Annotated in this window: 6 protein-coding genes; 3 read left to right on the top strand and 3 right to left on the bottom strand. The window is 72.6% G+C overall.

All coding sequences use genetic code 11. The annotated features are described in order from the left end of the window. The first annotated feature begins 7 nt into the window (after positions 1–7). Both EAS64_RS36755 and EAS64_RS36760 read left to right on the top strand, forming a co-directional pair. A complete protein-coding gene (locus EAS64_RS36755; protein ID WP_145860729.1) occupies positions 8–3,535 on the top strand; it encodes an AAA family ATPase in 3,528 nt (1,175 codons plus the stop codon). Then, a complete protein-coding gene (locus EAS64_RS36760; RefSeq protein ID WP_246116041.1) occupies positions 3,532–4,644 on the top strand; it encodes a hypothetical protein in 1,113 nt (370 codons plus the stop codon). The genes EAS64_RS36755 and EAS64_RS36760 overlap by 4 nt, the downstream gene beginning before the upstream one ends. A 47-nt stretch (positions 4,645–4,691) precedes the next feature. Here the strand turns inward: EAS64_RS36760 and EAS64_RS36765 are convergent, their stop codons facing one another. The 3 genes from EAS64_RS36765 to EAS64_RS36775 form a co-directional block, all read right to left on the bottom strand. Beyond that, complete coding sequence (locus EAS64_RS36765) at positions 4,692–6,581, bottom strand: serine/threonine-protein kinase (RefSeq protein ID WP_145860731.1); 1,890 nt, start codon at positions 6,579–6,581, stop codon at positions 4,692–4,694. Between the two features lie 52 nt (positions 6,582–6,633). Continuing rightward, positions 6,634–8,259: a serine/threonine-protein kinase gene (locus tag EAS64_RS36770; RefSeq protein WP_342782113.1), complete on the bottom strand. Its 1,626-nt coding sequence runs from the start codon at positions 8,257–8,259 to the stop codon at positions 6,634–6,636. 165 nt (positions 8,260–8,424) lie between these two features. Further along, positions 8,425–8,856 carry a response regulator transcription factor gene (locus EAS64_RS36775; protein WP_145860735.1) on the bottom strand — a complete coding sequence of 144 codons (432 nt, stop codon included), beginning with the start codon at positions 8,854–8,856 and terminating at the stop codon, positions 8,425–8,427. Positions 8,857–8,884: 28 nt separating this feature from the next. On the opposite strand from EAS64_RS36775, the gene EAS64_RS45260 reads away from it, so the two are divergent. Continuing rightward, positions 8,885–9,077, top strand: a 193-nt coding sequence (locus EAS64_RS45260; protein ID WP_246116050.1) for a helix-turn-helix domain-containing protein, incomplete at its 3' end; no start/stop codon positions are given.

A 9,077-nucleotide genomic window follows, 5' to 3' on the forward strand; every position in this document is an offset into this window, starting at 1 on the left:
AACCGCGATGCGCCCGATCGTCCTTGACCTGCACGGCTTCGGCTCGTTCCGCGACGAGGCACACGTCGACTTCACCGACGCCGACTTCTTCGCGCTCGTCGGCCCGACCGGCTCGGGCAAGTCCACGGTGATCGACGCGATGACCTTCGCCCTGTACGGGTCGGTGCCGCGGTGGGGCCGTAAGGGCATGGTGTCACTCGCGCTCGCGCCGTCCGTCGCCCGCAGCACCGTCAAGCTCGTCTTCGAGGTCGCCGGCCAGCGCTACGTGGTGGCCCGCGAGCTGCGCCGCTCTTCCGGCGGTGCTGGCGGCACCGTCAATCAGCGCGCTGCCAGCCTGGAGCGGCTCGCCGACCCGAACGGGCTCGCCATGCCGGGCGACCAGACGTTCCCGATGGCCAAGGACCTGGACGGCGTCAACGACGCCGTCGAGAAGCTGCTCGGCCTGCGCTATGAGGACTTCACCGAGTGCGTGGTGCTGCCGCAGGGACAGTTCGCCGCCTTCCTGCACGCCAAGCCGAGCGAGCGGCAGGACATCCTGCTGCGGCTGCTCGGGGCCGAGCACTACCGGCTGATGATGATGCGCGCCAACCAGCGGGCGAGCGTCGCCGGCCAGCGCGCGGCCACCTACGGCGAGGAACTGCTCGGCTACGCCGACGCCACCCCCGAGGCCGAACGGCAGGCGCGCGCGGCCGAGGAGGCCCTGGACGCCCTCGGTGAGCGGGTCGCGGCGGCGCTGCCGCTCCTGTCTGCCAGGCGCGCGGACCTGTCGGCGGCTGAGGACCGCTTGCGGCGGCTGCGCGACGAGGCGGCCGGCCTGTCCGCGCTGCGGGTACCCGACGGCGTGGGGCAACTCGACGCGGACCTGGCGGCCGGCCGGTCCGGCCTGGCGGCCCTGCGGGCCGCCGAGCGGTCGGCCGAGGAAGCAGACGGCGCGGCCCGCGCGGCGCTGGCGGACGGCCCGCAGCAGGCGCCACTCGAGCTCGCCCGCGCGCACCGCGCCGAGCTCGCGAAGAACCAGGCGGCGCTTCCTGGAATCGCCGCGGACGTCGCGCGACTCGGCGCACACGCGGCCGAGGCGTCGGCGGCGGTGGACACCGCGGCGGCGACCCTGGACGAGATCCGGGTCCGCCGCGACGAGGCGACCCGTACGGCCGAGACCGCCGTGGAACGCGTCACCGCGCTGAGCGTCGAGCACGCCAAGCTCGCCGCGGTGACGATCCCGGCCGGGGTCGCGCAGCTCGACGAACGCCGCGCGTCGGCGGCCAGTGCCGTCGCCGTCGCGGCCGCCGCCCTAGGGGATGCCGAGCAGGCCGAGGCGTCCGCTCGTTCGGCACTCGCCGCGGCGGCGCCGGAGGCGCCGCTCGCCCAGGCCGCCCGCGACCTAGCCGACCTGCGGACGCTCCAGGCCGATGCGGCGGTCGCGGACCGCGCGGCCAAGCGCGCCGCCGCCGAGCGGGCGGCCGCCGACGCCGCCCTGTCCGCCGCCGAGAACACGCGTGCGGACCGCGCCGCCGAGCTTGACGAGGCGCGCCGCGCCCACGTGGTCGCCGGCCTGCGCCCGCACCTGGTAGCGGGAGAGCCCTGCCCGGTCTGCGAGCAGACGGTCTCGACGCTGCCGACCCCGCTGCCGGCCGACGAGGTCGATGCCGCCAAGGCCCGCCTGGCAGAAGCGGATCGCGTCACCGCCAGCGCACGGTCCGCCGCGAGCGCGGCCACCGCTGCCGCCGCCAAGGCGGAAGCGGATGTCGCGGGCAACGCCAGACGCCGGACGGCGCTGTCCGGCAACCTGGCCGGCGTCCTGTCCGGTCCGCTGGCCGAGTTCCCGCTGCCGGCCGTGCGCGCCGCGGTCGCCGCTCTCGCGCCCGAGGGTGACCACGGCGACGCAGGCCGGCGGACCGGTCGCATGGCAGACGCGGACCGAGGCCCAGCCACGGACGCCGGGCCCGGGCGGCAGCACGACGCGCTGGCTGCCGCGCACGCGGAGGTCACCGAGCTGGTGCGCGCACGGCGCGAGGCGGAGCAGGCCGCGGAGCGCACCGCCGCCGCGGCGCGGCAGGCTCGCGAGCGGCACCGGGCGGCGCAGGCGGACGAAACCAGGGCGGAGAGCGCACTGGCCGACGCGGCCACGGCACTGCGCCTGGCCCGCGACCCCCTCGTGGAACTGGGCGCGCCGTCGGCCGACGGCCTGGGTCTGGCCGGCGGCTGGGCGGCGCTCGCCGGCTGGGCGGGGGAGCAGGCCACGGCCCGGGCGGCCGCGCTCGCCCAGGCACGGGATGCCGCGACCCACGCCGACGCCGAGCGAAGCCGGCTCACCGCCGCCTTCGACCACGCGGAGCGAGGCGTCGCCAGGCAGCGCGCCGTGGCCAAGGCCGCGTCCGACGACGACCAGCGTGCCAGGGCCCGGCTCAGCCAGGTCACGGCGCGCATCGCCGAACTCGGCGAACTGCTGGCCGGCGCGCCGAGCGACGAGCAGATCACCGAGCAGACTGCCCGGCGGGACCGGCTCGAGGCGGCCGCGACCGCCGCGGGGACCGCCCTGCGTGCGGCGCGCGCCGAGCGGGCCACGAGCGAGACGGCGCTCGCCGCGCTTGAGGACACCGAGCGGGCCGCCCGCGGCCAGCTGTCGGCCGCCCGCGACCGCGTGGTCGCGCTCGGCGCACCTGCCCTCGACGGCCACGGCCTGCTCGACGGCTGGACCGAGTTGGTGACCTGGGCGTCGGGCGAGGTGAAGCTTCGCGAGCAGGAGGCAGAGGCCGCCGCGGCGGAGGCGGACGCCGCGCGTGCCGCCATCGGCGAACTGACACAGAAGCTGGCGCTCGACCTGGCGGACGCGGGGATCGACCTGGCTGCAGAAACGCTGGCTACGTCGGCCGCCGCGGCGGTGACCGGCGCGGTCGCGGCGGCCAGGGCGACCACGCGGCGCATCGCGGAACGCCGCGCGCAGGCCGCGGGTCTCGTCGGCAGGCAGCAGACGGCGCAGGAGGAGCAGCAGGTCGCGCACCTGCTTGGCAACCTGCTCCAGGCGCGGCAGTTCCCGCAGTGGCTGGTCAGCGAGGCGCTCGATGACCTGGTCGCGATCGCGTCGCAGACCCTCGCCGCGCTGTCGAGCGGCCAGTTTGACCTGGCACACGAGAAGGGCGACCTGTTCGTCATCGACCACGCCGACGCCGACGCCCGCCGCTCGGTGCGCACTCTGTCAGGCGGCGAGACCTTCCAGGCGTCACTCGCGCTCGCGCTCGCGCTGTCCTCGCAGATCTCCTCGCTCGCGGTCGCGGGGGCGGCCCGCCTCGACTCGATCTTCCTCGACGAGGGGTTCGGCACCCTGGACGCGGAGACCCTGGAGGTGGTGGCAAGCACGCTGGAGACGCTCGCCCAGGGCGATCGGATGGTCGGTGTGGTCACTCACGTGACGGAACTCGCCGAGCGGGTCCCCGTCAGGTTCCGCGTGGTCCGCAATGCCCGGACGTCGACCGTCGTGCGCGAGGGACTGTCCGCGGCGGAGACCGGCCTGACGGCGGAAACGGGGCAGCCATGACCAGCGGAACCGAGGTAAGCGCGCACGGCCCGGGCGCACTCAGTAACGGCAGCCGCCGGCGCGGCGAGGACGCCGCCGCCCGCGGCATGCGCTTCAGCGTCGACGGCTGGGACCCGGGCTACGGCGCCAGCGTCGAGCTCGACGGCGACCTCGGCGAGTCAACAGCCAAGATCGAGACCGGCGTCGAGGTGCCCGCGGACCGCTGGCGGCCGGTGGACCCGGTCGCTGACGGCCTGCTACCGGACGCGCTGCTGTTCGTCGACGGCGTGCGCAGAGTGGAGGCGCGCGTCTGGATCGACGGGGCCGCGGCTGGCGATGGTCCCCCTGGCTGGGCGCCCGACGCGACCGAGGCCCTGTGCGCGTCCTACGCGGCGGGCGTGGTGTGCTGCTGCGCCGCGGGTGCGCATATTGTGGCCGCGGAGCTGCGCAGGGGACTGTTCTCCGTCGCGCCGCACGCCAGCGACATCCAGACCAGGGCGGGCGGCTACCGGGCCAATCTCGTGACGCAGGGCAAGTCCGGCGTGCCGGTGATGACGGCGCTGTCCCAGTCGCTGCAGCGCAGGCTCGCCGAGGTCGAGGTGATCACCGCGACCGAGGCCCGCGGCGCGGCCGACGGGCATGTCGGCCGTCATGCCCGCGGCGAGGCGGGCGACCTGCTGATCGTCGACGGCCCGCTGCACGGCCGTCAGCACCTGCCGCGCGCGCTCGGCTACATCAAGTCGCACCGCACCACGTACCTGCCGCCAGAGCTCAACGCCATGGTGGGCACGCTCGCACCGGGCCAGCGCACCCCCGCGTTCCTGATGGGGACAAGCTGGGACCGGCACAGCTGGTACCTGCGGCTGCCTGGCCCCGCCGTCTCCCCGTGGGCAGGCGTGGTCCGCGTGGAATGCCCCGCCGACGTGCCCGTCACCGAGGTGACCAGGCTCGGCGGGCTGAGCCAGCGGGTGCTCGGCAGGTTCGCCTCTGTTGCCTACAAGGATTCACGCGCACCGCAGAACCTGTACCCGATCGCCGGCCTGGAACGCGAACTGCGCCGCCGCCTCGGCGACCCGCAGCTGCTCTACCGTGCGCTTCGCGAGGCCGCCCGGCCGGCCGCCGCCCAGTAGCCAGGACGTCATTCCGGTGCTCGCCGGCGGCGGCATGCCTCCGGGGGTCAGCCGATCGGACTGAGTGGATCGATGATGAATGACGCCGAGGCGGTCTGCGGTGTTGCCTCGTTATCGGTGACGGTGATGGTGACGTGGTACCGCTTCCCGCTTAGCGTGGGTATGCCGCTGACAACGCCGTTGCTGAAGCTCAGTCCGGGCGGCAGGGTACCGGTCACCGACCAGCTGTACGGACCATTGCCGCCGGATAGCTGGAGTGACAGGGTGAAGGACTGCCCGACCGTGGGGAACTGCGTGCCCGGATTGGTCAGGGTGAGCGCTTGATAGGAGCACTGGACGGCCACCTTGGTGCCGGCGCTATGCGAGGACGGGGACGTCACCACGAGCGTGTCGGCGATCTCCCACTGGTTCGACGCCGGCGTCACTGAGTCCGGGACGCTGACCGTCCCGCCGGCGGGGATTTTCACCTGTGCAGACCCGGTGCTTGTCTGGTTGGAGCGAACCCAGTGATACGTCACGGTGACCGCCCGGTCTGAGCTGATCGTCCCCGGCACGGTGAGCCCGGACAGCGATTCCGGGCACGCCCCGGAGACGGTGGCCGGGCTGGCCGCCACCGTGATGACCGGCGCGGGCGGCGGGGTTGTCGGCGGCGTCGTGGTGGGCGGCTTCGTGGTAGGCGGCTTCGTGGCGGGCGCGGTGGTGGCCGGGGCGCTGGTGGTCGGCGCACTGGTAGCCGACGCGCTGCTGGTGGGCGGGTTCGTGGTCGGACTGGCAGTGGCCGTGCCACTGGCAGTGGGGCTGCTGGCCGTGGGCGAACTCGTGGTCGGCGTGCCGGCGGTTGCCGCGCCGCTCGTCGGCGAATTCGCGGCGGGATCTCCCGTGCCCGGCGTGCTCGTGCTCGCAAGGCCGGTGGTCGCACGGGTGTCGTTCGATTGCAGCGCCAGCGTCGTGGTTGTGACCGCGATGGCCGCGACGATGCCCACGGCGGCGCCCGCGAACACGGTCCTTTTCCTGCGGCCCGCACCCCCGAGCAGGGTAGCGGCGAACGAGCCGCCAGTCGCGCCGGCGACGCCGCCGAGCAGCAGCAGGAGCAGGGCCGCGGCGCGTTTCGCCAGTTCCCCCTTGCCGCGTTCCGCCCAGTCCTGGCCATAGGCGTAGTCAGCGACCGAGATCAGTTCGGCGACGAACTCCACGGCGTGCGCCGGCCGGTTTCTCGGGTCCTTGGCCATCCCGCGCTCGATGAAGGCGCGCAGCGGCTGATCAATCATGGCGACGGGGACCGGCGCGGTCCGGTGCTGCTCGGCCAGCCGCCCGAGCCCGCCGGAGAACGGGGTCGTGCCGGTGAGGCACTCGAAGAACACGGCGGTGGCGGAGTAGATGTCGGTGGCCTGGGTGGCCGGCTCGCCGGTCCATTGCTCGGGCGCCATGTACAGCGGCGTGCCTGTGGCAGGACCTCGCTCGCCGGCCCTGACCGCGATGCCGAAGTCTGTCAGCTTGCTGTTACCCGCGCTGTCGACCAGCACGTTCTCCGGCTTGTAGTCGCGGTGCACGATGCCGAGCTCGTGTGCGGAGGCGAGGCCGAGCAGCGAGCCGACCAGCACGACGAGCGCGGACTCCGGGGTGGTGGGGCCCTGCCTGGTGATCATCTCGTGCAGCGAGACGCCCTCGACCAGTTCCATCACGATTGCCGCGCCCTGGCCGGGGTCCTCGACGTAGTCGTACAGCCGCACGACCTCCGGCACGTCGAGTGACCGGAGCACCTCGACCTCCTCGCGGAAGCGCGCAAGGAAGTTCGGGTCGCGGAACAGCTTTGGCGCTAGGTACTTGATCGCCACCTGCTGGCCGCTGTGCATGTGGACCGCGGCGACGACCCGGCTGGACGCGCCGCGGCCAATCTCACGTTCTTCGGTATAGCCGGGTACCGCCCACGCACTCATGAGGCCACTCCGTCAGGGGTCACAGCGAGGGGATGCGCTGCGCGGCAGGTAGTCATCGCGCGCACTTGTAGGTGAAGGAGGCGGGCTGGGCCGAGATCACGTTCGGCGTGAAGACCTGGAAGATCGCTACCGCGTGGTGGGTCCCGGTGCCGCGCAGGTTCCACTTGAGGTCGACGCGGACCTGCCGCTGGCCGCTGGCGGCGGTGACCGTGCCGGTCGGCAGGGTCTCGCGGTCCTTGGTCCACTGGTAGGTGACCGGACCGCCCTTGCCGTTGGTGAAGATCGTCCCGACCACGTCCACCGTCGCGTTGCAGGCGATCTTGCCGGGGTGCACGACTGACACCGTGGCCTTCGTGACTTTGAGGGTCTGGTGGGTCTTGGTCCACACATAGGCGCCGATGGCGGCCACGATGGCGAAGGTGAGCACGCTGCTCAGCACGCCGGCCAGGCGATGCGAACGTCGCCGCGGGCGCCCGGTGGGCCACGCGTCAGGCCTGCCGTTAGCCCGGCGCTTGCCCTTGCCGCTGCCCGCGCTCTCGCGCCAGGCGTCGTCGTCTTCCGGGAGAGTCGGACGGTAGCCGTCAGGGCCAGGCCCGGCAGGTCCTTGCCGTGGCACCTGGCGCGTCTCGTCCAGGACGGTCGGCCTTTGCCGCGACTCATCCAGGACCGTTGGCCTATGCGGCGACTCATCCAAGACAGTCGGCCTTTGCCGCGACTCGTCCAGGACGGTCGCGCGGTAAGCCTCCGGCCCCGGGACGGCGGGGAGTCTCGTGTCGCCATCGGCCAGCAGGGTGCGCCGGTCGGCCGCGTGCTCGGTGAGGCCGCCGTCGAAGCTGCCGCCGATGGCAGTCAGCATGCGCGCGACGTGCTCTGCGCCCGGAGGCCGCGCGCCGGGATCCTTCTCCAGCAGCCGCTCGACCAGTTCGGGCAGTCCGTCGGGCAGGTCCGGCCGGATGTTCCGCAGCGGGACTGGCTGGTCCTGCAGGTGCATGTACATCAGGGTGATCGGGATCTCGGCCACGAATGGCGGGCGGCCGGCGAGCAGCTCGTACAGGACGCAGCCGAACGAGTACAGGTCCGAGCGTCCGTCTACGTCAGAGCCCGCGCACTGCTCGGGCGACATGTACGACAGCGTGCCGATGGTCTCGCTTGGCGCCGTCAGCCTCGGGGAGTTGTCCTCGAGCAGCCGCGCGATGCCGAAGTCGACGATCATGAGGTGGCCACGCTGCGACACCATGAGGTTGCTCGGCTTGATGTCGCGGTGCACGACGCTGATCGCGTGCGCGGCGGCCAGCCCTGAGCAGGTCTGCGTGGCGATGTGCAGCACGCCGTCCACCGGGAGCATCCCCTGGCGGCTGGCCTGCCGCTGGTGCAGTAGGTCGGCCAGGGACATCCCCTCGGCCAGTTCCATCACCATGAAAAGCTCGTTGCCGACGCGGCCGGCCGCCAGAGCGGAAATGATGTTGGGATGCCTGAGCCGGGCCAGCGTGTCCGCCTCGCGCCTGAAGCGGGCGATGGTCACCGCCACCTGCGCCTGGTCGCCGATGCTGGCGAGCTGGACCAGCTTGACAGCGACCACCCGGCGGGTGGCCAGGTCCCGGCCGCGCCAGACCTCACCCATTGCTCCACTGCCGAGCGGGACATCAAGCGCGTACCGTCCCACTAGCAATTGGGCCACTGAACCTCACCCACCCCGTAAAAGCGCTTCCTGGCCCGCGGAACCGCTTTATGCGCAAGGTTCGACCGAGGTTCGACGTGGCCTAGGTGAGGAAAGCATAGATGGTAGCGCCGCACGGCCGGGGGTCATTACGATCGCTATTCACAGTTTGATTTTCTTGCTTTGTTATCGGTTATGCGCACTTAGTTTCGTGATCCCAGGTAAGTCGCCGGCCAGGTGGTGTTTCAGCGCGAACAGGGTCGCGGCGCCGCGAGTGGAGCAGCCGATCTTCGCGTAGATGTGCTGGATATGACTGTCGGCGGTCTTGGGGGAGATGACCAGGCGGCTGGCGATCTCGGCCGTGGTCAGCCCGGAGGACGCCAGGGCGAGCACCTCGGCCTCGCGGGCGGTGAGTCCCGCGGGCAGCATGGCGGGCTGGCGCGGTGCCAGATGCCCGGCCGCCGACAGCACGCACTCGACGGCGCCCCGGTCCACTTCGCCCGCGGCGGCCATCCGGCGCAGTTCCGCGGCGGCCGCCTCCTTGCTGAACGCGGGCCGGTGCGCGCGCTCCTGCGTCATGGCCTGGTAGCGGTCGGCCTCACTAGTGACGGGACGCACGGCAGAAATGGCTGCACCCAAGAGTTCGATGGCGAGCCAGAATGTCACTCAGGCTCGATATCATGTTCTCACTGAGGTCGGTGCCCGGGAAGGAGAACGTGCGGTGGTGATCGTGCAGGCGTACCGGTTCGCGCTCGACCCGACGCGGGGGCAGGAGCGGGCGCTGCGCTCGCACGCGGGTGCGGCGCGGTTCGCCTGGAACTGGGCCCTGGCGGCGTGCC

Origin of the sequence: Trebonia kvetii, assembly GCF_007827045.1 — a bacterium.
In the GTDB taxonomy this organism is placed as follows: Bacteria; Actinomycetota; Actinomycetes; order Streptosporangiales; family Streptosporangiaceae; genus Trebonia; species Trebonia kvetii.